Here is a 23,257-nt window from a genome sequence, read left to right on the forward strand (position 1 = left end):
GCGGTTGAATGCCTCTACTTGAATTCCAGAACTATAACCGCGTTACCACGGCCGGCGCAGGTCTTCGAAGATCCGGATCAACGTCAGCTGTTCACGAGCCGGTTTAGCATCGTTCGCCGCGAGCAGTCCGTCAAGCTCTACTGGCCATCCTCCCAGCTTTGGCCGCGGCTGCACTTGGCGGTCAAACTCGAAGGAGGTCTCCCCAGACCTCAGTACCTTTCGGACCGTGTTCCGCGACACCTTCGGGTCACAGGCGATCTCCTTGATCGTCTTGCCTCTGATGAAGTGCTCACGCCGTATTCGCGCAATCGTCTCCATGACCAGCATCGCCGACCACCTGCTTCATTCCAAAGCAGGCAGCGCAACAGCCCAACTGGGTCAATGTTGGGCGCGATCCCGGCTTAGGGGGGCAATATTGCAGACGATGACGTAATTGCGGTCGCGCCCGCGGCACGAAAGGTCCACTATCTTCAAGCCCTCCACCATCTTACGAATCGGAGGGGCTATGAAGCAATATGTTGGGCTGGATGTCTCGCAGAATGAAACGTCAGTGTGTGTGCTCGACGAGGTCGGTCAGGTCTTGTTAGAGGGAAAGGCCAAGTCCGACCCCGGGCGCTCACGGCACTGCTCCGCAAGCGAGCTCCACACGCCGAGCGCATTTGTTTTGAGACCGGGACGATGGCGAGTTGGCTGTGGCACGAGCTTCGTAGGGCTGATCTTCCAGTGGTCTGTATCGACGCTCGGCATGCGCAGGCGCCTTTGTCAGTGCTCGAACCGCTCGGATTCTCAGTCATTCTCGCGCAGTCGCGCTACGACTCTCCCCTCGCAGGATCGCCTGCTGACTGCACTGCTGTCGCGGCGGCCGGAGGCGATCATCATGGTCGGATCACCCGCAACGGAGGAGGGCGCTCGCCTGCTGCGGCATGCACGCAGTCCCGTAGGTGAAACACGGGAGCTGCCATCGTCTCCAATCGATGCAGTCGTCGGTTTCGATAACTACCAGGCGGGCGATACCGTCGCCCGGCACTTCGTCGCGCAAGGACGCAAGAACTTAGCGTTCATCGACGGCACCGACCCGCGCACGACCCGCCGCCGGCTCGGATTTCGCGACAACGCCGTTGCGAGCGGCCTTACTGACCCACGTCGGCTGATCCTGGACCGCAACACGGCCTGCACGACGCTGGCGCATGCGCAGCTTCCCGGCGTAGACGCCGTGTTCACGGCTAATGATGCTGCCATCGGTTAAATGGCGGGCTTGCGCAAAGCCGGTTCTTGCGCGAGGCCTGCCTCTGAGGCCCACACTTCTTTGAACGTTCCAACGGTTCCGCTACAGCGTCCAGCACCAACATCCGGCCGACGCTTGCGACCTGCGCCAGCATACACTTCGATACGCGGCCACAACGGTCGTCTTATGTCGTCCGAATAGTCGTCCATTGTGAGCACCCTTGCTGAAGATGACTTTTCTAGCGGGGATCACGCGACTACGCAACCGACGACAGCAGGTACTTAGGGACCAACTTCAGACTACACAATTTGATGCAAACTCAACTTCGGATATTACATAATGAAGGTTATACGAATCAATCATCTTCGATGCTGGAGCCAAGGCCCGTCCTTTGCTCACGAGCGAGCTCTCGCACGTTGCAACTGCCGCAACGCTTGGCGTCGGGTTTGTTTGCGCAGGCGTCGAACCGGCGTGATCGACGGCATCGGCGACAGTGTCGTGGCTGGCGCCGGCTCCTCGACCGCGCGGGCATCAGGCAGCTCCATTGGCTGAGCTGGTGCGGGCCGCGCCTCCATGACCGCGAGAACCTCGCGTCCCTTATCAGTGATGCGCCAGCCGCCGTTCCTTCGCTCGATGAGACGTTGGGAGAAGATATCCAGGTCAGGCACGCGGGCCGCCAATCGCTTCGTGCGTTCGGCCCAGTCCCGTCCGCTGGTGGCCAGAATCGCCATATCGCGCTTGATGTCCTCCAGGACGGCGAACCCGTCCGGATAGCTGACCAGCACCTTGAGAACCGTCACCTGGAAGTTCACTGCCCCACCCGTACGCGGCTTCCGCGAACTTACTTCCCTACATCTTAGAGGCACTCGAGACCTCCTGTCGACTCACGCCATTCATTCGTTGGTTTGTCTTGGAGGTGCGGGCGTGGTGATGGCGTAGCACTCCAGCTCGGAACGGTCATGCCCGCGTCGGGATTGAGGATAGTTGACGTGCAAGCTTGAAGAATTCACCCGCGCGCGGCGCCGCAAGCAGCCGCTTAGATTGCTTCCGCGATCCAGGACGCAGCTAGGCCCGCGCGAAGCGGCGGCGTTTCGCCACTCGCTGGTAGCCGCCAGTCACGTTGAGCCGCACGAACTCGGCGCAACTGACAGGCACCTAGCTGCAAGATCCAAGGGGAGAAGACCTTGACACTGTTCTTTATTTGTTCTAGCTGATAGCATGCGCATCGGTCTTCGTCGGGAGGCCGCACCGGAGCAGGTAGGAGATCATGAACGACAAAAAAGAAAAGGAATTCCACTTTTTCGTTGATGGGGTGAAATACGAGACCGAGCATTCTTATCTCTCCGGGGCCGACATTAAGCGGATCGCCAAGATCGAAGCGAATTATCAGCTTTTTTTGGAAGAGCAGGGAGACACGCCGGATCGTCCGATCGCTGACCCAGATACAGTGCCCCTGAACGATCGGATCAAGCATTTTTTTGCAGTGCCGCCGGCGACATTTGGACATGGAAATCATTGATAAGCAGTTTGCGGCGCTCCAACAGCATTTTCCCTTGGCGCGTCGAACCCCGATGTCCAACGGAGCTGTATTGGTTGAGATTCCGGAATTCGATCTTCCAGAAGGTTGGAGCATCGCTAAAGGGACCGTCATTTTTCTGCTGCCACCGGGATATCCTTCGGCACAACCGGATTGCTTCTGGTTGGAACCGGGGCCTGTTCGCTTGGTGGACGGCGGCGCTCCAACCGCCTCGAACGATGCCAATCCGGTCCCAGGGGGTGAGCCGCGAGGCACTTGGTTTTCGTGGCACTTGCAATCTTGGAATCCAAATCGCGACAACATGCTGACCTATGTCAACGTCATCGCGCAACGTCTAAACCCCGCACGATAGTGGACGATCTTCTCATCACCTTTGCCGATCTCGACTTCGTCCGGCGCTCCGTGCTGGGCGGTCGAACCGAGTTATGCTTGGTCTTGATGTGCGGCAGAACGTCTCGGGCCGACGGTCGTGCAAGGGTGTTGGTGCGAGAGGTCGTAGTGCCCGCTGAAGACGACTACACTCGGCGCAGCCAACTCGAAGCAGAGCTGCGGCCTGCGTTCATCGCCAGGTGGGCAAAGATTGCTGCGCGGACCAAAAGTAGCCTGGTGTTTGTGCATAGCCATCCCGGGAGGGCCGCGCCCGAGTTTTCGCGCATTGACGATGCGGGCGAGGAGGTTCTCGCACACTTCTTTCGGCATCGAACCCCTGACTTGCAGCATCTGGCCCTTGTTGTGAGCGACGGAGGGTATGCATGTCGCTACCTTGGAAGCGACCGACATCTTCGTCTGATTGCGGTAGGGGATGATCGACGAGTCCTGTTTGATCCCAGTCGATCACACGACCCTTCCGATCTTTACGATCGGCAGGTTCGGGCCTTCGGTCGTGCCGGGCAGAGCATCCTCCAAAGCCTCAGGGTGGGGATCGTGGGACTTGGTGGCACGGGATCGCTGGCCGTGCAGCAATTGGCTCACCTCGGCGTCAAGGAGTTCGTTCTAGTTGATCCAGATGACGTCGAGCTGACTAATTTGAACCGCTTGGCAGGGTCCGCATCTGCCGATACGGGGCAGGCCAAAGTCGCGGTGGCCGAGCGATATATTCGCGCAGTTCAACCTCGTGCCGTAGTCACCTCTTTTCAAGAGAACGTCGTCTTCGTCGAAACCGCAAAGAAATTGCGAGACGTTGATGTGCTGTTTTGCTGCACCGATTCACACGGTAGTCGAGCCGTCCTTCAGCAATTAGCTTATCAATATCTCATTCCTTGCATCGATATCGGGACGGTTATCGCCGTTAAGGGGGGCAAGATCACTCACATTACCGGCCGCGCCCAGATGCTGTCGCCTGGATTGGCTTGCCTCACCTGCGGTGGCCTCTTGGACGGTAACGAGGTCCGCCGCGACATGATGTCGGAGGCCGAGCGCAAGCAGGATCCTTATCTCGTCGGCGCTCGTGAACCTGCGCCCGCGGTGATCTCGATCAACAGCACTATTACCTCGCTCGCCATCACCATGTTCTTGTCCGCTGTTGTCGGCGTGCCATCGCCGGCGCGGCATCTTCTGTATGATGGTCTGAGAAGTCGCCTCCGGTCGGTCAAGGGTGAGCCCGTCCAGGACTGCATCGTCTGCTCGCGGGCAGGCGTTTTGGCAAGGGGCGATGGATTGGCTCTCCAAGGCCGTCTCGCTCAAAATGTCAATCGTTGACGTTACAGCTTTTGGTCGGTCGGAGGTTGGCTGGATCGGCGCCGATCCCCCGGCTGAGGCTAAGGCGCCGTTTCAAGACCGCGGCCTCACGATCAGACAACAGCAGATTACCGCTTTTCAGCCGATGGAGCCTGCTCTGTTGGCGAGCCTTGCCGCCGTCGTAATCGTCCAGCAACAAGATTACCCATCAAGATTCCAGCGAATCGTTCGAAGCTGCCTTAAGCACCTGCTTGATTACGAATGCCGCGTCTTTGTCGTGCCGTTCGGCGTTGCTGGTCTTCCGCAAGTGTATAGATGTCTGGAAGAGGCGCGTGTGTTTGCCAGCAACCTTCCGAGCGACGTCCTGCGCAATCAGTTCACGTGGCAGAGATCATTGGGCGATCCGATGCCTCTCCCCCCGCTGCCGCACGTCACCATCTTGTCGCCCATTGCCAATTGGTCGGAAGCGGCCAACTTCTTGGTTCGGCATCTCCCCGGCGAGGCCGTACAAGAGTCTGTCAGTTTCAGCTTCGCTCCCGAATGCGAGTTTGGAGAGAACGACGCTGGTGTTGGCCAAGTCCTTCTGAAGCGCGCATTCAGAGGTTACACGGCCGTGCATTTCAGTCCAATGACCGAAGGCCGGTCCGGGGCTGCCGTATACCGTGCCTACCCGGTCTTCGGCGCCTTTCATACTATGCCGCGTTTTGTCAAACTCGGTGATCGCAGCAAGATCTTTCAAGAATTTCAGAATTACCAATTGAATGTCGAGAAATACGTGCCTTTCAATCTCGGGCCGCGATTGAACTACGATTTATGCTGTCTCGGATCGACACGCGGTGTGCTGGTCGGCGATCTCATCGAATCCTGCGAGAGTCTAAGGCTTGCCGCACGGAGCGGCCGGGCCGGGCCGGCAATATCGTGCCTGTTCGATCGAACGCTGCAAGCGTGGTATCGAAATATCGAACGCCGAGATACGCCACTTTCGCAGACCCTGGGTCCGCGCTTTCCAAAGCAATTTGACCGGCGCCGGATGCAAAGGGCGCGATCGATCGGCTCGAGATGCGACCGCGATCGACTGTTTACATTGTTCGAATACTGCGCAAGTTCTCCGGTGTTATTCGCAAAGATTCATGGCGATCTCCACGTCGACAATGTTCAGGTGAGGGGGCACGAGGCGCTCGTCATCGACTTCTATGCCAATCAGGATGGACCGCTGGTGTGGGACATAGCGACCTTGGAGGCCAGCCTATTGGTCGATGCCTTCGATAATCATGAGCTCTGGTCCTTCGATGAGTGGTGGAGGTCGATTGAGCAACCGTATGGTGGTAAGCCGCTCGACATGCTGCTCGGGCACGGTGATCCGCGCGATCCGCATCGCTGGTTTCACGAAGCCGTGCGACAGATCCGGCACTATGCCGCGCGTGTCGCGTCAGCAGATCAATACGGAGCGGCTCTTGCACTGGCCCTTCTGAACAAGGCGGCCAAAGATCCAAACCTGAAAGGTCCTGAGGATGAGCGTCGCGCCGCTGCGTACGTGTTAGCAGAGCGCATTCTCAACAACAACTTCGCACCGCAGTGAGGCGAATTCATGGGCATCGTCATTCTCAACTTTCGGGCGAAGGTTTCTTCACGAGGCGAGGCGGACCAGCACCTGTCGAAACCCGGCGATGCTGTCCTGGTCAACCGCGGTGGTCCACGTTGGCTTGTGTTGTCCTGTCCTTGCGGTTGCGGCGAACGATTTCCAGTCAACCTCGATCCAAGAAGTGGGCCCGCCTGGCGTATCTACAATGCGGAAGGAGGAAAAATGAGTGTGTTTCCTTCTGTTTGGCGCGATACCGGCTGTCAAAGTCACTACATCATCTGGCGCGGACGTATTTATCTGTTCGGATCAGACAATGATGCGGAAACAGACGCTGGTATTGCATTGGACGATTTGCTCGAGCCAGTGTCGAAACGATTGTCGTCCGCCGCTTGGCGGTCATTTGTCGAGGTCGCCGATGACCTCGGAGAGATCCCTTGGGACGTTCTGGAGGCCTGTCGGACCCTCGCTCGCAAGCGGGTGGCCGAGGAGGGAACTGGCAAGCTGAGAAGCCACTTCCGTTTACGTTCGGCCTTGGGAAGGACGGACAAGGTCGACTTCACGGCTTGAGAACGTTTGCTTCAAACGGCTGCGAATATCGAAGATAAAATAGTCAGCTCGCGTACTCGTCACTTGATTGATCAGCACGAGAGCGCGTTGGGGCAGGGCAAGTTGGGTTGAATTGCTGCGCTGGCAAATAGCTCGTTCTGCAAATGCTCGATACTAAAAGAGGTTGTGATCGGCTAGGATTACTTGGATTCGCATAATGAAGATTATGGAATACTTTTGCAATTCTTGCGAATAGGACTGAAACGACCTTAGATTACTTTGATATACTTATTTCGGCTTTTCGTCCAGCCCAGCATCTCACGCCGGGTCACAGCTTGACGAGTGCCGCTGGACGTAACCACGACTGGTTTTTCGCCTGAGCCAACACTCAAGGGCCTCGACGGCCTGCGCGTGACCATCGAACAAATCGAGCCGCCGTCGACCGCGCCCACCGAGGCGCCCCCATTCACGCACCAATGCCGTATCGCCAAACAGCGTCGGCTCGATCGTGAGCACATAGAACCGCGCCATGTTACGGGCCGGATCGCGACGCTCGAGCACGAGATATTGCACGGTGAGTTCGGACATGCGCCAGAATCGCAATTACCGAATCGACCGTCCAATTAAATAAATGAACCGATCAGGGCCTAAGATTCAGAAATTTCATTGTGGCAACAAACGCCGAGGCCAAGCGTATCCGCTTTCCGCCGATGACCCCGTCAAGCGCCGCCCGATAGAGCTTATGCCGTTGCGTCGACAACTGCGCCCAATCGATTGCGAGGCCTTTAGCGGTACAGCCCGGTCATGGATGCGCCCACACCCGCCGATCGCAAGATCGGGCGCGGCATCGTCGCCTAAAACCAGGCGTGCCTCTCCAGTTTGAACTCGGCGATGCCATTTGTCGGCTGGTCCGTAAAATATTCACCGCTTAAAGTCTTCGTCCCCGACATCCCAACACTCATTATAGCCACGCCTCGATAAATCGTAGGAAGCCCAGGCTTAGTGTACTCAGCCTTCCGTCGATTCTCGAAGACGTAGTACACATGGTATTGCGTGCCGGTAGGATCGCGTGTGGCTACAACCGCCAGCGTAGTCGAGGTCGATTCCCTGGTTTCGAGGACAAGAGACATCCCGCTCAAGTGATGTCGGATCGTCAGCGTGGCATCCCTGAGCTCCTGCCTGTCGGGTGGACCATAGCGCAGCACACCGGTCCACCGGCCACCCAAATAGGGGAATGTCATACGCTGAAGTATCGGGATAGCACGCCATGCCCCGTAGATGACGACAGCAAGAGCAGCAGGTATGCCAAAGACATACCTGGAGAATATCCAGACGTCTTCGTAGGTGTTGCCGGTGAATACATCGGCAAACTTCAACCCTGCGAATATCGCTATCGCCAGACAGACGACTATCGTAAATAGAAGCCGGGTCTGAAGAAAGTTGATCATGTCGAAGACCGAAGCCGCGATGACTGGAATAGACGAAATCTTCAGGATTCTGGCTGGACGTCCAGCAGCTTTCGATCCGCTGATTTGCTGTCTCTACCATCAGAATAACCTACCACGTTTCGCCGAGCCAATGCCGCGCGATCCTTCCCCCGAGGTGGGCCAATTCCTCGACCAGAATTTTGCGGAGACCGTGCGAGCAGCAATCGCTTTTAACGAGGCGATTCACGATGGAGCGATCATGGCTGCCGTAGATCATCATTCGCGCTGTACCATCACGGGGTGGTCCTACCGCCTCTTCCCTCCCCCCTCAGAGATACCCCCACCTGTCAACAAAGGATCGGCGTTCAACAGTTGCGTGGCGATGTCCCTCGTTCCCGGGATCCTGGCTCTCTACCTGGTCTCCAAGGGCACGACGTGGAGATTCGAACGCGGCAGCGTCAATAGGCTTTAGCGGCCCGACGACTTAACTCGGTATCTCGATCGACTCGATGGCGCCTCGCGCCACCCCCCAGGGTATGCCCAGATCGAACGTCAGTTGCGGCTTCTGCTCCTTGGCGACGTTCTTCACGAGATCATCGATTTCATGTGAGAGCGCCTTCATGCCTTCGTACTTCTCCTGTGTGTCGAAAATGAACCGGGAGCTGTCCGGGACGCGCAACTTCTTTGCTTCTTCAGGGTTGTGATACAGGTAATCCAAATGTCGCTGCACCTCCGCGAGGACCCGTAACTCGTAGAGATATCCGATTTTCAAGGCCGTCTGATCCGCGTGATACATGGTAGCGGCTATGTCGAAGCTGGGGAAATTGATCTTGGTACCCTCCTCGACCGCATCAGCCTTGACGTTCTTGCAGAGCCGTATGGCCTTCCTCAGGCCGCCGAGACACGAACTGCAACGATCTTCGATCAGCTTTATGTGTTTGAATGGGAAGTTCTCGATTGTCTTCGGCACTTTGCGATCGAGAATAACAACTCCTCGGTCGTGAATCTGTCTAGACTGCTGGTAGACGACGGTATCGTACCAGTGGGACGGAACAACATCCACCGGTCGCGCCAGAGACCCTCCAGAAACGGCGACCGCCTTCCCACCGGACGTATCGACGTCGGCGGCTGGAAAGTTCAATGGCAGGATCTTCTCGATCGAGGAACGTAGTTCGCCTAGCACTCCAAGCGAGTTGCGCGCCGTGGGAACATAGGTGCCTGCCGCGGGCCCCGACGAGTGGAATATGAGGAAACCGGTCTCCAGCACGAGCAGATCGACGTCGCTGACTCCCCGGATATGGACGTTGAGGGGCACCGACCCCTGAAGCCGAAATTCGACCGAATCGATGGATTTCTGGATTTGGTTGCCCACGCGCTCGGCCGTTTCGACACTGATTCTGGTGTACTCAGGTCCCACCTCCTGCATCGCGCCAAGCGCATATCGCGTGTAAGCATGCGACGGAGCCCTATTCTGCCAGCTTTCCGCAGCCAAGCTCTTCGACAACACTTCCTTGCGGGAAGCCTCGTTGAGTTTTCCAAGACGGTCGACGCCCCTGCGACGCAGGCGCAGTTTGTTCAGTCGACTATTGATGTCCCTTACCATGGTCCCTCTTCAAACTAATCGTGCCAAATGTGAAGCGGCCGTGACCGTTGAAATACTCGCCCTCTGCTGATTCCAGATCTTTCGAGAAAATAAGCATGCAGGAACCGAGATGGCTTCTTAAGTCCACCTCTCCGATAGCCGGGTCGTTCCGATAGTTGTACAGAAGCCTATATCCCTCTGCGTCGTCGCAGATCAGGGCTGCCCAATGCTGTCGGAGCCCGATTGATCCGTCTTCAGCCTCACTCGGATCTTGTCCCAGGTCTGAAAGATCGTGAGGGTCGCCCTCCATGCGTAGCCGAGGCTCCCGTCGGGCTTGAGGCTTCGTCCTTCGCAGGACCAGCTCCCAGCGAGATCCGGGACCTTCAGCGCCGCATTCAGAAAGGGCCATCGCCACGCGTACCGATCGAGCGTCCAATAGAGCGCCGCAAAGACCATGCCCGCACCGACGAGGGAAAGGACCGATGGTGGCAGGTTGACATTGAGCCCGAAGCGGTTCGCCACGTCGACCACGGAAAGCAGCGTGAAAACGATCGCAGCCGATACCGACGCGGCGATCAACGTTAGGTAGCGTCCGACCTTGGCTCGGTTCAGTCCACCGTGCAACGAATAGTCGTGTTGTTTCACTTCAACGTTCCATTTGGCAAATCTCGATTGCGACACATTGACCGAAACTTTAACCTCGATGATCCCGCACTAGCTTTCCGGCCCCACGAGTAGCTCGCATCTCAACCTGCTCGCGGCCTTCAGGCAATCTGCCGATGTTACGCGTTGGATCCCTCTTGCGTAGTTCACACGTGATAGAACGTCGGCTTGGTAGGCCGATGTGCCAACATATCGATGACGCGCCTATCGTTGCACAGCGCTTGATAGCAACCGTCCGCCATCCCTAGCAGGGTCTTCCGCCGGCTCTCGGTCGCGAGGTCCATCCCGAGATCGGAAATCTGCTCGGCGGAGGGCTGCTCGTCGAACCTGATGTAGCGATCGCCGAGCTGATGCTTGAGCATGAAATCGACCAGCTGTTGCTGCGAGGAAATGATGGTCGATGGAAGCCGGTTGTTCTCGAGCCAGTCCCTTTGGCCGAAATTGCGTCCCGCCGACGTCGGCAGCGAGAATTTGCTGGTGGTCGTGCCAATGCTCATCACCGATACGTCCTCGATCTTTTGATCCAGGAACTGGACAGCTTCGTGCAGCGCACAAAGGTCAGGTGCGTTCGCGACCACGCCGCCGTCAATGAAATAGCTGTTCCCGATCTCGGCCATCGGGAAGTACAGCGGCGCGGCCGCCGTCGCCATGGCGATGTCCGCGGCCTTCACCTTGTAATCGGTCATGAACCTCGGATTATGCGCGGTCTTGAACATCTGGACGCTTCCCTTGGTCATGTTGACCGTCGGAACAAGCACGCGCGTCTTCGCGTCGCCGAGCTTGGCGTCGGCGCCGAGCACGCCCTCGATCTTGCTCCGGAGCACCGTACCGTCGTACTTGGGATGTCGCCACTCGAACCACCGGGCCTGCATTTGCGCCAGCCGGCTTTTCGGCGTCTCCCCGCGGGGGAATATCTCTTCCCCGTGCTTGAGAAACATCTCCTGAATCGTCTCGGCCTTCTTTCCCATCGCCAGACCGAGGGCGATAATGCCGCCTGCCGATGTCCCCGAGATCAGGTCAAAGCATTCGTGAAGGGGGCGCTTTGCCTGCTCCTCCAGGCGCGCCAGGACCGAACTTGTGAACAGGCCTCGAAAGCCACCGCCGCTGAGAGCAAGTATCTGAAAAGTCATTGCAATCTCTAGTTTCGGAGCACGCTGTGGCATCGGAGATCCACCGAGGCTCGGGAATCCCGTATGAAATGTTCATTTTCTGTTCTACAATCTAGTGGACTCTCAAGATAGAGTCTGATTCGCGCGGTTGTGCGACTGGAGGGCATTGTCCACCGTCTAGATCTCCCTCGCTTTTCCAGATGGAGATCGGCCATGGCCAACGTCTCGAAAGTGCTGCACGCGTCTGGCGACGCGGCGTGTTTCCTGAAGAACCTGAACATCGCCGATACCGACCGCGCGTGCCTCATGGAAGCGCGCGAGAAGGTTCGAGATTGCCTGCGCAAGACGTTCGCGGCTTTGACCAAGCAGGAGCTCGGCGTGACAGTCCATCCCCGGTTTTTCACGCAGGGCAGCTTCGCATATCGGACCATCAACGATCCGTGCTGGACCCCGCCGCAGCAGATGGACCTCGACGACGGCGCCTACCTCCCGATGACGTTTATCCAGGGCGTACAGCGGCCTTCCGTCGCCGCTACCGCCTTCTTCAAGGTGGTTGACGCCGCGCTCGAGAAGCTCGCGAAGGAAGAAGGCTGGCAGTTCGGGAAGAAGCCGACCTGCTCGCGGCTGGTGATCTCGTCGAACTCGCACATCGACGTGCCGCTGTACGCGATTCCAGATGCGGAATTCGAGAAGCTCGAGAAGCAGATGAAGTCGTTCGACGCTATGGCCCGCGATGCGCGCGTCGACAGCGATGATCGTTGGGACGCGCTGCCGTCGGACTGCGTCCTGCTCGCCCATCGCGAGCACGACTGGATCTCGTCGGATCCGCGCAAGATCCGGGACTGGTTCGTCGAGGCCATCAAGATCTATGGTCCGGTGCTTCGCCGCGTCTGCCGGTACCTGAAGGCCTGGCGCGACCACCACCGCCCCCATCTCGACGACGTATCGTCGATCCTTCTGATGGTGTGCGCCTTCGAAGCGTGCGAGGACCTCGGCCGTCCGAACGTTCCCGGCCGTGACGACCTGGCGCTGCTGCGGATCGCCGAACGTCTTCCGCGCCTGCTGGAAGGCCCGGTCTACAATCCCACCGACCGCGACGAGCGCGTCGACGGCAGACTGAGTGCGGCCAGCCGCCGTATCGCGATCGACATGGCCAAGAAGTTCGATGCGGAGCTCACAGAGATCGTCGAGAAGTGCTTCGATCCCGAAGAAGCCATTGAAAGGCTGACCGCATTGTTCGGTGACCGCATTCCGGATCAGATCGATCTCGTCGACGTCACCAAGGCCGCGCATGCCGAGATACGCTCGCATGCTCCGAGGATCGCCGCCGCCCCCACGGTCGGCAAATCGACCAGTGCCTGAGCGGGACGACGATTCTGTCCGGCGCATTCACGACGCCTTCAGTCAGCGCAACTTCCGGCGCGACTTTTCGCGTCGTGGCCTTCACTACATCGGCCTTCTCGACGAGACCGGACTCAAGGTCCCGGCGGTCGTATCCGTCGACGACCTCGACTTCATCAGGCCTCCGGTCATTTGCCTGACCGACCCGGAAGCGGGATCGAAGGGGCAGGTCCCGCATGTGCTCCGCTCGGACGGCACGTTCTGCTATCTCGACCGCAAGAGCGTCGTGCTCGACCGCTACAAGCCCGCCGAGACCATCATCCAGTGCCTCGAGCGTGCGGACCAGGTGCTGCGTGACGCCGTAAGGGGCCGCCTGGTCGACGACCTCGCCGAGGAGTTCGGCGGCTACTGGTCGGACGGCGAGGTCTTGGTCGATCTGCCCCCTTCTTTCGAAGGCGACGCGAAGGTCCACATCCTCAGGCTGGACCGCGATCCGGAGCACAAAACCATCGTCGTCTCCCACGACAAAACAAGTTTCGCGAAGCTGCACCGGAGGAACACCGTGAAGGATCCTGGTCCAGGTATCCTTTGCCCGATAATTCTGGTGCCGCCGCTTTCGTTCGATCCGAAGCTGCCGTGGCCGCCCAAGGATCTGGCGCAGCTCAACGGCTGGCTGAAGAAAATGGCCCCCAATGCGCTCGGATCGATCGAAGCGGCGTTCGCCAGGACGAAAGATCTCCACATCCAATGGATCTGCCTGTCCGCGCCGAACGGAAGGTTCTTCGTATCGGCGGAGATCGCCAAACCCTATCGGACGCCGGAATTCCTGAAGAACAGGCGAGCCAGCATCGCGCGAACGCTCGATCGGATACCGGCCGCTGTCGAAATTTCGGGCTATGTGGGAGTCCCCGCCGATGAAGGCTATGTCTTTTCGAGGAATCTCGGTCACATGAAGAACCTCGCAGGAAAGCGCATCCTGCTGATCGGATGCGGAACGGTCGGCGGATTTCTTGCGCAGCACCTGGCTCAAAGCGGTGCCGGCGCCGGCGGCGGAAGATTGATGCTCGTCGACGACGACGAACTCCAGGGCGCGAATCTCGGCCGGCACCTCCTCGGCGCGCCGTATCTCACGTGGAACAAGGCCGAAGCCTGCGCCGATTTTCTGGGCCAGCAGCTGCCGCACCTGGACATCGGGTTCAGCTGCGATTCGATCATGAAGCAGCTGGCAATCCTGCAGCGGTACGACCTGTGCATCGATGCCACAGGCGAAGAAGCGCTGTCGATCGCGCTGAACGACTACGCCGTAAGAAAGCGTCCTGACTTCCCGCCGATCCTCTATACTTGGCTCGAAGGAAACGGTGCCGCCGCCGTCGGCTTCATGTCGCACGATCCCGATCTCGCCTGCTTCAAGTGTCTGAAGGTTGAGCTCGCAGGCGAGAAGAGATTCCGGCTGCTACGCGAGGGAGTGGAAATCGAGACCGCCCGGAATCTCGCGTGCGGAGACGCCCACTACATCCCCTTCCCCGTGTCGCGGGCGGCTAGCGCGGCCGGCCTCGCGTGCGACATGGTTCTCGATTGGGCGAACAACGGCGAGCGTCATCGCTGGCGGTCTCTCACGATGGATCATCGGACCGCCAACGAGGTGAAGGACGGCAATCCCAAGCGGGTCGTCAAGTGTCCCGCCTGCGGCGGAAGCGCATGATCTTTCTCGCGAAGGGCCGTCTGGTGACCCTCGCCGACGCCGTCGCGCAAGAGCTCGCGCGCTTCGCGGCTCCGCCGGAGTCGGATCGCGAGGCCGGCGGCATACTTTTGGGACGCTACCGAGGCCCGCACGTCGAAGTATTGAAGTGCACGACTCCGATGCCGGAAGACCGCCGCACCCGCTTCGGATTCGTGCGGCAGGACAAGGGCCATCAGGAAATCGCGAGCAGAGAGTGGTTCGAAAGTGGAGGGGCCGTGAACTTCGTGGGCGAGTGGCACACCCATCCCGAGCGGCATCCAACGCCGTCCTGGGTCGACCGGCGGTCGTGGCGCAAGCAGTTGCGAAGGCACAAGTCCGACCCTTTGGTATTCATCATAGTCGGTACAGCCGCGACGTACTGTGAGATCGGCTCCGACGGGCACCTCGTCGCCATGGGCAAGATCGGTTGAGCCGGCGCAAGCGCTGATCTCCCGCAAATCACAAGCCGAAGTCCCAGGTAGGCGAGCCGAAATGAATTCGGATCAGCCTAGTGAGTGCGGAAACAGATTGCGCGCTTCCTGCGATCAGCTTCAAAAGCCTCTTGCCGTCATCCATTTTATCGACTGCGAAGAGCGCCAATGCGCCCTTCATGACGGAATCGCAATCCTCGTTCGAGGCGACCGATCCAGCATATTCCACCTGATTGAAACCGATCGACAACCAGGCGCTGGCCATGTCGAGGAGCCGATTCCTTCCGCTGCCATCCGGTTGCATGTGTTTGTCCAAGGCGTGGACTCCATGCGCCAGAACGTAGGACAAAAGCTTGCCTGACGTCGTCTGAGGCGAGGGGTCTGCGATTTTCTCGAAGCAATCCGGCTTGGTTCGACAGTAATTCTGGTGATGCCGGACGAAGTCCAATCCCGAGATGTCCGACAACGGAAAATCATCCGCAACCATAAACTCTGAACAGAAATCCGGATGCCACCGCCACTTCCCGTCGACACGCCTCAATGGGCCGTCATCCTTCTCCGGATCGTACTTCGTCACCAACGGCGAAGCGATATCCTCGAACGCCATGAGAAAACGGAAGGCCGGCGGGTGGTAGTTCGGCATCGCCTCGACCCAGTAGATCTTCTTGTGTTTGACGAGTTTCTCCCAATCGAACTGAAATTCGACGGTCCCATAGAGTGACCCCAGCGACCAATTATTGGCCGACAGCCAGGTGACGCTGATGCGTGATTTGTTGAGCCGGCTCTTGTCGAAGACAAGCCCGGACTTTATCCGTCCGTCCTCGATGATCCGGCGGGCGACAGGCAGGTGCACGATATGCCGCACGGTAGTGAGTTCGGCGTACTTGTCGGCAATCTTGTATCGCTCCCATTCTGGCTGGGGCATTTCAGTCCTCGGTTGTCTTCGAGCTCCAAGTGTCGGAACCTGCCCTATCTATCGAACGAGAGGGATCGTCCTTCCGTCAGATCGCCAAGGAACGCGGCGCAACGCGATCTATCGGAGCATAGAGCAGACCGTCTCCGCCGATCTGAACCGGTCCGTCGCTGCGGCGCGCCCTCGCGTCGAGGCGTTGGCCTGCGAGAGCTCTCCGGATGACATCCGCATCGACCCCTACGAACCGGATCGAGTTCGGCATCGCTTGGGCGAGGGTCTGAGCTTGACCGAGGGGAAACGGCAGCACGCCAAGCGGCCCAACGGGTACGCCTAGATAGGTGGCGGAGTCCTCACCGTCAGACCCGAGGAACGCTCCCTCCAGAGGCCTGTTGCCGCCGGCAACGTGCTCCGCCAAGAGCTGCGATGCCATCTCGCTGAACCCCATGCCGGCCAGAAGGTAGCCGACATGAGCCCGGGCAATGTCCTGAACTATATCGTCCCGTTCGTGGGCCGACGGGGGTTCGCCGTGCGTGTCCGGATCCAGCACGTAGAGGAAAGCACCTCGTGGTGGGATTTCGACCCCCCAACGCGACATGACCGCCCAGCCCTTTGCGCGAACCGCGGTCCAGCTATTCCTTCCCGGCCACGTTCCGCAATCTCTCGACCACGACTCCCTTGAGTTGGCCGTCGGCAGTTTTTATAGGACCAGGCAACCCGGTGCCGGTGCCGTTCGATGCCTGACTGGTACCCTTTGCCTCGGCGACCGCAACTCGACCCGATCCGGAGCCGCAGATCCAATCCGGAAGCTCGGTCCCCTTTCCGGCTAGTCTGGTGACACGCAGACGCTTCGAGACGTTCGTTGGATCTCCGTCGATCGGTGTGAACCAATCGAAACCGTGGTATCGGGCGAGGTAAGCCCGGGCGAAAAATCGCCCGAACAACCCCGAAAACGCGCGCCGCATCTCCTTGCCGCGGCCAGGCCCCTTGCCCTTCCAAATGAGTCCGTCTCCGCCGGGGACGAGGAGCTCTTCGAACAGCAGGGCCAATGGCCTGCTCGATCCGCCACCGGTCTGAAGGAGCTCTCCGATGGCACATGCGGCCACGAAATCGGTATCCACCTCGCATTGGCCGCCGGGACTTATGCCGGAAAGCAACTCCTTTGGGCAGGCGCTGGGCGGCCGGACTACATAGCGAATCTTGTGAACGCTCATCTGTCCCCACGCCCCTCACAAATCTCCGTTAAAATCTAATACCATGCACGAATGTCGCAGCCTTTCCTCCCGCGCGACCATGGATTCACTTAGATTGCGCCGGACTTGTCCTGCAAGCGAAAATTGAGCAAAATTCTACCGTGCGGAGACAATCGACGTGGATGCATTCGTTTTTCTGAAGGGATTGCCAGCCGTTCTCGGCATCGTGGGCTTCTTCGTCTATCTCTGGGCCGGCCAGTACCGCATCGGCGGTGACCTCATGAAGGGCGTCGTCGATAAGCTGCGCGCCGCTCCAAATGTCGACATCAAGGATTACGCATCGCTCACGCCGACGCGCATCGGTCAATTGATCGAACGGGACACGGCCGTCCGCAGTGTGGTGAACGATCAGGACGTGAAACTGATCCGCCTCATCGTCATTCTCCATAACGTCTTGACCTTGATAGTGCTTCTAGTCTGCGCCGCACTCGTCGGCCTCGGCATTTGGCTCATCGCAAGGCCTGAGCCCCTGTCAATCGTGGCCAGACCGCCCGTTGCCGCACGTGCGAACGCCGACCTCGCGCTGACCGTTCTCGATCTGGTGAAGGTCGAATGGGATGCGAAGGGGCTGACCGAAAGCGTCAGCGTTTTCCTAGAGAACGTCGACACGAATGCGAGAACGAGCAAGAAGGCGGTATTGGCGGACGTCCGGAGCGTGACTTTCAGTGCCGACGATCTCCACGACGTCGCGAGCAACCGGAATTATCGCGGTAAGAACCGGGTACGCACGGTCATCGAATGGAGTGGACAAACCGTACATTCGGACATCGCGGATATCCTCGTTGGAATCAAATACAGGCTGATGGTCGGTGGGAAGCTGATCACTCCGCAGGGAAGCCGGTCGATAAATACTCTTTTGGCTACAATCGACGACAGTACGGAGCAGATGCCACGAGAATATTGCTTTTCGGTCGACTTCGCCGGCTGGAGCCACTCGAACTCGGCCTTAGTGGCTCCCCTCAAAGCCTGCAACTCCAAGGCGGAGGTGAACCTGCCCTTCCTTCAGCAGGTCGAATGGGGCCGCCCACCCGGCCTTGTTCTCAACGATCCTCTGGCCGACAGACCTATTGCTCGGCTGTGCATTGCCGCGCCGCAGCATTCCGGCAACAATTGCTGACGGACCATGTCGATGGCGGCACCTGCACTGCCTTTCCTTGGAGAGAGATCATGACGGAAGTGAATAGTGAAAACCTCAAGAAATGGGCCCTTGCTATCGTCGCCGAGGTCGAGCCTGACGACACGTTCGTCGTGGAAGACGGCTTCGATGCGCTGGTGGAAGAATGGCATCGCGCGGACGCACAGGATGAGGGCCGCTTCATCGGCGGGGCCGAAGTCGCGACTTTCGCCGCCATGGTCGCTCCGTTTCTTCTGGCGTTCTTCGGGGACGTCGCCAAGGACGTCGTGAAGGACAGAGTAAAGACGGCCATAGGGTCCCTGCTCGATCGGGTGCTGGATCGTCGTGCCAGGAAGGACGACGTGGAGAAGCTTCGCAAGGAAGTGTCGTCGGCGATCAATAAGAGCCGCTTCTCCGCGGCCGAGAAGGCTAAACTCGAGGCCGGTTTCGCCAAGCTGTTTGCCAAGGTTGGCCCGAAGAAATGAAGGGGACCCATCCCAGGAGTTTGCTGCGCCGCCTCGGCATTTCCGACGGCCCCGCCGCGGCGGCGATCATCATCTCGGTTTGTCTGCAGTATCTTTTTCTCGCAAAATTATGGGAGGGCTACCCGATACGGTACATGGGCGACGTCATCCATCAGAACGTCGTGCTTTCGATGATCGGCCTGACCGTGCTTGGCGCGATCGTCATCGCAGCTGCATCGCTGTACCGATGGCGAAACGGAACGAATGCCGCGTCGAAACTAGAACGACTTGCCGTGAACCCGTCCTTCGATCCCATCCGATCAACGCTGGAGCAGATCGCGGCACGTTCGACCCTGCGTTCGCAGCCTCGCCTCCTGTACACTCCGAAGAACGGTGACGCGTTGGAAGCCAGAGAACGCGTGACGCCGTCCGGCGATGCGGTCGTCGTCGGTCTCAATCAGCGTGCTAGACAACGCGATCAACCACGTGCCTTCGAAGCCATGATTGGGCATGAAGTATCGCACCTCGAACTTGGCGAAACCTGGCTTGAAATTTGGGCAAGACGCGGCATCCTCCTGCATTTTCGAACGCTCGGCTGGGCGGTCGCGATATTCTGCCTGGTGCTCGGTTTCATCGATCGCAGAGGCATCGGCAGCCATCCCCCTTTCGGAGGCTTCATTCCGGTCTTCGATGGCGCTATCTTTGCCGGCCTGTCCTCCCAGTTCGCGGTTCTGATCCTCTCGAGCGCGATCGTTTTCGTCTATTCATACTTCTTCGTCGTTCGCCGCGAGCACATCCACGATTTCCGCGGCTCCCAACTTGCCGGAACGGACGCCTTGGCCGACGTCTTCGCCGCCCAGCAGCCGCCGGCGTTCCGGCCGTTCGACGCCTTCAAAGATTTCTTCAATCTGCATCCTGATCCGGCCGCACGAACCCGCGTGATCAGAAATCGTGACCTGATCCTGATTTCGGTGATCCTGTATCCGTTGGTCATGTCGGGCTTGCAGCCGTTGACATTGTTGCTGACGGCGGGCTGGCGCGACTTTTTCGGCGTGGCGAGAGAGGCTTGGAATTTCGGCCTGACTGTCGCCTCCGGCCTCTTCCTGTATGCCGTTCTGCGCGCTGATCTTGCAAGGTTGGGTTTGGGTCTGCTTTTGGACCCACGTCGGTACGCCCTGTTCGTTCCGATCTACGCTCTGGTCGCGGGTCTAGCCACACAGATCCCGCGCATCGTGCTGGAAGTCCTATACGGCTGGCGTCATGAATTTTCGCTCGACCAGATCGCCGATCGGATTTGGAGCGGAACGCTGATCGGGGGTGCTCGCATCGCGCTCATGACGGCCGCCATCCTCGGCCTGCTCGCCTTCCTGAACGGCGTCCGCATCGCCGCAACCGGCGAAACAAGGCCGGGCAAATGGAGCGCTATAGGTGACGCGGTTGCCGCCATTCTGGTGGTCGGAGCGTTCACCATCGCAAGCCTATCGAGCCTTCAGTTCGCTATCGGCGTGCTGGCATTCTGCGCGCCTCTGATCTTCGCTTATGCAATATTGTTTGCATTAGTTTGTCGATGTCTGGACTGCGGTCGCAGGCGCACTTCTGCTCTGCGGCTGTCGACGCGATGCAGTTGCGGGAGGGACCATTTGTCTCTGCCAAAGCTTTGGACTCGACATCCATTCGAGGTCCAGCTGTCGGTACCGAACCAGGTGGACATCAAGGGTCGAGAGAAGCCGGCCTAAACTGGTCGGACTCGGCGAATGTGAATTCGCTTTCCTGGAGGGCCACTCCGAATTGCCAGGCGATCTTCTGCGGCAAAGCTTTGCGCCAGTACAAGCTCTGCTCGTGCAAGGAATGCGAGTCGCCTTCCAAGTGCTTCTTCGGACAGCCGCCCCAACAGACCGGAAGGAACGAGCAGCGGCTGCAATTGGGCTGCCGCGTTGGGTCGAAGCCGGTCCACCAGGCCGCATCGCGGCCGGGCACCATGTCGCCTCCGGCACGGCGGATGGCGACGGGGCGGTCCTTCTCGCCCACTTGAAGCCCGCACCGATAGTGATTGCCGTCCGCTCCGATCACGATCGAATCGTTGGCCAGCGCTGCACAAACGGAGGTCCTTGGCAAAGGATAGAGCGAGCGGGTTGTGGTTTCGTCGAGAGTTGCTTCGTCGGGGACCATCTGCCGGGACCGTTCGCGAAGTCTCTCAAACTCTTCCTCAGAAAGCTTCGTGCGGCTAAGAAATCCGGCGCGCTCGGAAAAGTCGGATATCCGTGCGAGTTGAAAAACGCACGGAAACGCTCTGTCGAACCAGCCGCGGTCCTTGCAGAAGGCGATGAAGCCGTCCAAATCGCATTGGTTTCCGTGATCGGCATTGAACCTTACGTCGACGCGTACCACCTCGAGCAATCCGTCGACCACCGCGGTCGCCTGATCGAACGAGGAGACAGACGGATCGGGCGCCCTGCCCCTTCTATATCGGCGTCTCTTGTCGTGGTTCGGTTTGAGGCCGTCAAAGGAAATCTGCACCTGCCGGAGGCGGTGTCGCCTCACGAAGCCGGCGATGTCGTCCGGCCAGCATGTCCCGTTCGAAATTACGGAAGCGGAGTAACTTACCCCGATCTCCTTGCATAACGATTGAAGCGCAGCGGACGCTGCATCGATGAAATCGACGTTGAGGAGCGGCTCTCCGCCGTACCAGTCGACGTGAAGGCTGTCCTTACCCGACGCGACAAGGCGCTGTCGGGTCCAATCGACTATCGCCGGAACATCGCCTTCTGCGAGAGCATCGCGGGATCTCTCTTCGTAGCAGTAGTAGCAACCCAGGTTGCAGTCCTGCGTCGTCGTGAGGGTGATGACCATAGGCGTCCGTCCACGCGCATGCCAATAGCGCTCGCGGATCATGTCTAGCTCGTCGAATTCGTGGTCGACGAGAAAGCCCCCTCGCCGTAGTGTGGCGAGGAGCGTACGCGGGATCGTCTTGGCGGCGACCCTCCGCGGAGGACCGCAAAGCAGCTGCGCAAGCTCGCGCGCGTCCTGGCCCGACAGCCGAACCGAAGCGCCCGTACCCGCGTTGTACAGGACGTTGTCGTCGCCTAGCGGGACGCAGAAGTTGTAGCGCGATGATCGCAGACGATGCCGCGCTGCAGTCACTTGTCGATATCGACGATGGCGAGGCAGATATTCGTGCCGTACCCGCAAAGCCGAGCACCGACGCGACCGGCCTTCTTCAGATCCGGAGTGATAGTTTCGACCTGAACGACGTGCAGCTTGCCGGGTCGGACCTTCAACTTTACGTCCTTGTCGTCGGAGACGATCAAGCTCACCTTCGGCTTCTTGGTCGGCTTTCGCGCCATGGCTTCCTCCCGCCCCGTTTCCGTGAACAACCTATGGTCGCACATTCTTCGCAATCGTCAAGTGCAGCCTTTTGCCCGTCCGAACTTAGGAATCCCTGACGGCGGCGTGCGCCTGGCATCGAAGCCGTATCGAGGCTAAGCGTCCAGCGAACTCGTTTTCAATCGCTCCACCGGGTTTCGCCGATGATGTGGGTACCCGACTTCGCGACGGCCGCCGACGGCAGGCACGTCGGCAAGTCCATCGGCAGGGTTGTAGCCGGTGGAGGACCGATTGAGACTTTGGTCAGGTGGCGTTCAAGGTCGCTTCGGCTGCTTTAATCTTGCCGAGGATATCCTCGAAAGAAGGGATCCTCCGAAGATCATGCCGGCCATCTTCTGGTAGTCCGCCTTCAAAGGTTCGAGCATGCCGTCGACCGGTACGATACCGAACGTTCCGGGAGTCGCCTGGTCGAGATCGAGAGGCTTCCGGTTGAAGTAGAGGCGGGCATGGCGAACGCAGCTTTCCGCGAGCTCCAGATCTTTAAGTGCGGCTTCGCCGTGTTCGGAGGTCAGAAGCCGGAATATGTCGTAGTAATGGCGCGACAATCGCTGCCCGTCCTTGTAGAGCTCCCCTCTGTTCTGGAACCAGTGTCGCTGTCCGTGTAGGATGATGATCTTGTCCCAGAACGTCCTCTCGGGCTTGATCGTCAGCACGTTTGGCACGGTGAGGTCCAGGCCGTCGGTGTCGGTGGCAGAATATGGACTGATCGTTTTCGTCTCATGCGGATCGAGCGCCGACTTAGCGCCGGATTCGATCTTCACGACGCGTCGGACGTACCGCTCGTCGGAATCCGCGAATGCGCTTGGATAGTGGAAGAGCAGGGATTGAGCGTCGGGGTCGTCCGGATCGGGCTCGATCTTGAACGTCAGTCCTTCGAGCTCACCAGCGGCGAAGTTCGTCAGCGCGTTCTGGAATTCGCCGTTAATGAAACTGCTGCACCGCTCCTTTATTTCGTCAAGCTTTCGCTTGCGTTCGTTCGATCCCATCGCGCGGAGATCGTCATCTGACGGGAAGTTTTCGCCGGGCAGGTCGTCGCGGAATACGGTGATGTCGATGTCTTCCGAGAACCGCTGGATCAGATCGAAGGCCTTCGAGAGTGACGTGCCGCCCTTGAAAAGCAGACGCTGCTCGATGCCCGCCTTGTTGTAGAGCGCGTCGAGGATCCAACAGACCCAAAAGTCCTTTTCGATGTTCTCCGGGGGGCACGAGAGACGCTGTCCGGTTTGTTGGAACAGTCCCCGCCGGTCTTCAGCGCTTGCTCGAATGATCTGCGGCAGGTCGGTCATGATCGC

25 protein-coding genes and 2 pseudogenes are annotated in these 23,257 nt (G+C 59.0%); 14 read left to right on the forward strand and 13 right to left on the reverse strand.

The features are described 5' to 3' along the window. Positions 1-54 precede the first annotated feature (54 nt). A pseudogene (locus XH91_RS38115) lies at positions 55-327 on the reverse strand (IS21 family transposase); the annotation flags it as partial. A gap of 178 nt (positions 328-505) precedes the next feature. On the opposite strand from XH91_RS38115, the pseudogene XH91_RS40325 reads away from it, so the two are divergent. Together XH91_RS40325 and XH91_RS38125 are read left to right on the forward strand one after the other, a co-directional pair. Continuing rightward, a pseudogene (locus tag XH91_RS40325) lies at positions 506-768 on the forward strand (IS110 family transposase); the annotation flags it as partial. After that, the gene (locus XH91_RS38125) at positions 746-1,246 is read left to right on the forward strand and encodes a type 1 periplasmic-binding domain-containing protein (RefSeq protein ID WP_128929559.1); all 501 of its coding nucleotides are present in this window, start codon (positions 746-748) and stop codon (positions 1,244-1,246) included. The pseudogene XH91_RS40325 and the gene XH91_RS38125, both read left to right, overlap by 23 nt. A 374-nt stretch (positions 1,247-1,620) precedes the next feature. On the opposite strand, the gene XH91_RS38130 is transcribed toward XH91_RS38125, so the two are convergent. Further along, the gene (locus XH91_RS38130) at positions 1,621-2,037 is read right to left on the reverse strand and encodes a hypothetical protein (protein WP_128929560.1); all 417 of its coding nucleotides are present in this window, start codon (positions 2,035-2,037) and stop codon (positions 1,621-1,623) included. A 455-nt stretch (positions 2,038-2,492) separates the two neighbouring features. Here XH91_RS38130 and XH91_RS38135 point away from each other — a divergent pair, with 455 nt between their 5' ends. The 5 genes from XH91_RS38135 to XH91_RS38155 all read left to right on the forward strand — a co-directional run bounded on the left by XH91_RS38135 (position 2,493) and on the right by XH91_RS38155 (position 6,588). Continuing rightward, entirely contained in the window at positions 2,493-2,744 is a 252-nt protein-coding gene (locus XH91_RS38135; protein ID WP_042336969.1) for a multiubiquitin domain-containing protein, read from the forward strand. Continuing rightward, positions 2,731-3,114 (forward strand): E2/UBC family protein, encoded by a 384-nt coding sequence (locus XH91_RS38140; RefSeq protein ID WP_082847948.1) that lies wholly within the window; start codon positions 2,731-2,733, stop codon positions 3,112-3,114. The genes XH91_RS38135 and XH91_RS38140 overlap by 14 nt, the downstream gene beginning before the upstream one ends. A gap of 146 nt (positions 3,115-3,260) precedes the next feature. Then, complete coding sequence (locus tag XH91_RS38145; RefSeq protein ID WP_232995573.1) at positions 3,261-4,460, forward strand: HesA/MoeB/ThiF family protein; 1,200 nt, start codon at positions 3,261-3,263, stop codon at positions 4,458-4,460. After that, positions 4,414-6,018, forward strand: a complete 1,605-nt coding sequence (locus XH91_RS38150; RefSeq protein ID WP_128929562.1) for a phosphotransferase — start codon at positions 4,414-4,416, stop codon at positions 6,016-6,018. Before XH91_RS38145 ends, XH91_RS38150 begins: the two co-directional genes overlap by 47 nt. Before the next feature lie 9 nt (positions 6,019-6,027). Further along, positions 6,028-6,588: a ubiquitination-like system serine protease family protein gene (locus tag XH91_RS38155; protein ID WP_128929563.1), complete on the forward strand. Its 561-nt coding sequence runs from the start codon at positions 6,028-6,030 to the stop codon at positions 6,586-6,588. Between the two features lie 297 nt (positions 6,589-6,885). Here the strand turns inward: XH91_RS38155 and XH91_RS38160 are convergent, their stop codons facing one another. Together XH91_RS38160 and XH91_RS38165 are read right to left on the reverse strand one after the other, a co-directional pair. Further along, positions 6,886-7,155 carry a WGR domain-containing protein gene (locus XH91_RS38160; protein WP_128929564.1) on the reverse strand — a complete coding sequence of 90 codons (270 nt, stop codon included), beginning with the start codon at positions 7,153-7,155 and terminating at the stop codon, positions 6,886-6,888. A 266-nt stretch (positions 7,156-7,421) separates the two neighbouring features. Beyond that, positions 7,422-8,015, reverse strand: a complete 594-nt coding sequence (locus XH91_RS38165; RefSeq protein WP_128929565.1) for a Cap15 family cyclic dinucleotide receptor domain-containing protein — start codon at positions 8,013-8,015, stop codon at positions 7,422-7,424. On the opposite strand from XH91_RS38165, the gene XH91_RS38170 reads away from it, so the two are divergent. Continuing rightward, positions 8,014-8,466 (forward strand): hypothetical protein, encoded by a 453-nt coding sequence (locus XH91_RS38170; protein WP_128929566.1) that lies wholly within the window; start codon positions 8,014-8,016, stop codon positions 8,464-8,466. The genes XH91_RS38165 and XH91_RS38170 overlap by 2 nt on opposite strands. 12 nt (positions 8,467-8,478) lie before the next feature. Here XH91_RS38170 and XH91_RS38175 read toward each other — a convergent pair whose 3' ends face one another. The 4 genes from XH91_RS38175 to XH91_RS38185 form a co-directional block, all read right to left on the reverse strand. Further along, a complete protein-coding gene (locus XH91_RS38175) occupies positions 8,479-9,597 on the reverse strand; it encodes a nucleotidyltransferase-like protein (RefSeq protein WP_128929567.1) in 1,119 nt (372 codons plus the stop codon). Next, positions 9,578-9,886 (reverse strand): Cap15 family cyclic dinucleotide receptor domain-containing protein, encoded by a 309-nt coding sequence (locus XH91_RS40060; RefSeq protein ID WP_210214794.1) that lies wholly within the window; start codon positions 9,884-9,886, stop codon positions 9,578-9,580. Before XH91_RS40060 ends, XH91_RS38175 begins: the two co-directional genes overlap by 20 nt. Further along, positions 9,790-10,221 (reverse strand): Cap15 family CBASS effector, encoded by a 432-nt coding sequence (locus tag XH91_RS38180; RefSeq protein WP_210214793.1) that lies wholly within the window; start codon positions 10,219-10,221, stop codon positions 9,790-9,792. The genes XH91_RS40060 and XH91_RS38180 overlap by 97 nt, the downstream gene beginning before the upstream one ends. 164 nt (positions 10,222-10,385) lie before the next feature. Further along, on the reverse strand, positions 10,386-11,369 hold the full coding sequence (locus XH91_RS38185; protein WP_164934236.1) for a CBASS cGAMP-activated phospholipase: 984 nt from the start codon (positions 11,367-11,369) through the stop codon (positions 10,386-10,388). A gap of 192 nt (positions 11,370-11,561) precedes the next feature. Here XH91_RS38185 and XH91_RS38190 point away from each other — a divergent pair, with 192 nt between their 5' ends. Genes XH91_RS38190 through XH91_RS38200 form a run of 3 tightly spaced genes read left to right on the forward strand, consistent with a single transcriptional unit; the run spans position 11,562 to position 14,840 of the window. After that, a complete protein-coding gene (locus XH91_RS38190) occupies positions 11,562-12,710 on the forward strand; it encodes a CBASS cGAMP synthase (RefSeq protein WP_128929569.1) in 1,149 nt (382 codons plus the stop codon). Beyond that, the gene (locus XH91_RS38195; protein ID WP_210347026.1) at positions 12,658-14,391 is read left to right on the forward strand and encodes a ThiF family adenylyltransferase; all 1,734 of its coding nucleotides are present in this window, start codon (positions 12,658-12,660) and stop codon (positions 14,389-14,391) included. The genes XH91_RS38190 and XH91_RS38195 overlap by 53 nt, the downstream gene beginning before the upstream one ends. Beyond that, positions 14,388-14,840: a Mov34/MPN/PAD-1 family protein gene (locus XH91_RS38200; RefSeq protein ID WP_128929571.1), complete on the forward strand. Its 453-nt coding sequence runs from the start codon at positions 14,388-14,390 to the stop codon at positions 14,838-14,840. The genes XH91_RS38195 and XH91_RS38200 overlap by 4 nt, the downstream gene beginning before the upstream one ends. A gap of 28 nt (positions 14,841-14,868) precedes the next feature. Here the strand turns inward: XH91_RS38200 and XH91_RS38205 are convergent, their stop codons facing one another. Beyond that, a complete protein-coding gene (locus tag XH91_RS38205) occupies positions 14,869-15,765 on the reverse strand; it encodes a hypothetical protein (protein ID WP_128929572.1) in 897 nt (298 codons plus the stop codon). 617 nt (positions 15,766-16,382) lie between these two features. Continuing rightward, entirely contained in the window at positions 16,383-16,964 is a 582-nt protein-coding gene (locus XH91_RS38210; RefSeq protein WP_128929573.1) for a hypothetical protein, read from the reverse strand. Positions 16,965-17,121: 157 nt separating this feature from the next. On the opposite strand from XH91_RS38210, the gene XH91_RS38215 reads away from it, so the two are divergent. Genes XH91_RS38215 through XH91_RS38225 form a run of 3 tightly spaced genes read left to right on the forward strand, consistent with a single transcriptional unit; the run spans position 17,122 to position 20,317 of the window. Beyond that, positions 17,122-18,120: a hypothetical protein gene (locus tag XH91_RS38215; protein WP_128929574.1), complete on the forward strand. Its 999-nt coding sequence runs from the start codon at positions 17,122-17,124 to the stop codon at positions 18,118-18,120. After that, positions 18,114-18,602 carry a hypothetical protein gene (locus XH91_RS38220; RefSeq protein WP_128929575.1) on the forward strand — a complete coding sequence of 163 codons (489 nt, stop codon included), beginning with the start codon at positions 18,114-18,116 and terminating at the stop codon, positions 18,600-18,602. Before XH91_RS38215 ends, XH91_RS38220 begins: the two co-directional genes overlap by 7 nt. A gap of 20 nt (positions 18,603-18,622) precedes the next feature. Then, the gene (locus XH91_RS38225) at positions 18,623-20,317 is read left to right on the forward strand and encodes a hypothetical protein (RefSeq protein ID WP_128929576.1); all 1,695 of its coding nucleotides are present in this window, start codon (positions 18,623-18,625) and stop codon (positions 20,315-20,317) included. On the opposite strand, the gene XH91_RS38230 is transcribed toward XH91_RS38225, so the two are convergent. The 3 genes from XH91_RS38230 to XH91_RS38240 all read right to left on the reverse strand — a co-directional run bounded on the left by XH91_RS38230 (position 20,292) and on the right by XH91_RS38240 (position 23,251). Then, a complete protein-coding gene (locus XH91_RS38230) occupies positions 20,292-21,473 on the reverse strand; it encodes a radical SAM/SPASM domain-containing protein (RefSeq protein WP_128929577.1) in 1,182 nt (393 codons plus the stop codon). The two genes, XH91_RS38225 and XH91_RS38230, sit on opposite strands and share 26 nt — an antisense overlap. 245 nt (positions 21,474-21,718) lie before the next feature. Continuing rightward, positions 21,719-21,925, reverse strand: coding sequence for a hypothetical protein (locus tag XH91_RS38235; protein WP_050631493.1), 207 nt, complete (start codon positions 21,923-21,925; stop codon positions 21,719-21,721). 294 nt (positions 21,926-22,219) lie between these two features. Next, on the reverse strand, positions 22,220-23,251 hold the full coding sequence (locus XH91_RS38240) for a nucleotidyl transferase AbiEii/AbiGii toxin family protein (protein ID WP_232995576.1): 1,032 nt from the start codon (positions 23,249-23,251) through the stop codon (positions 22,220-22,222). Positions 23,252-23,257 lie beyond the last annotated feature (6 nt).

The organism is Bradyrhizobium guangzhouense (assembly GCF_004114955.1).
GTDB lineage: Bacteria > Pseudomonadota > Alphaproteobacteria > Rhizobiales > Xanthobacteraceae > Bradyrhizobium > Bradyrhizobium guangzhouense.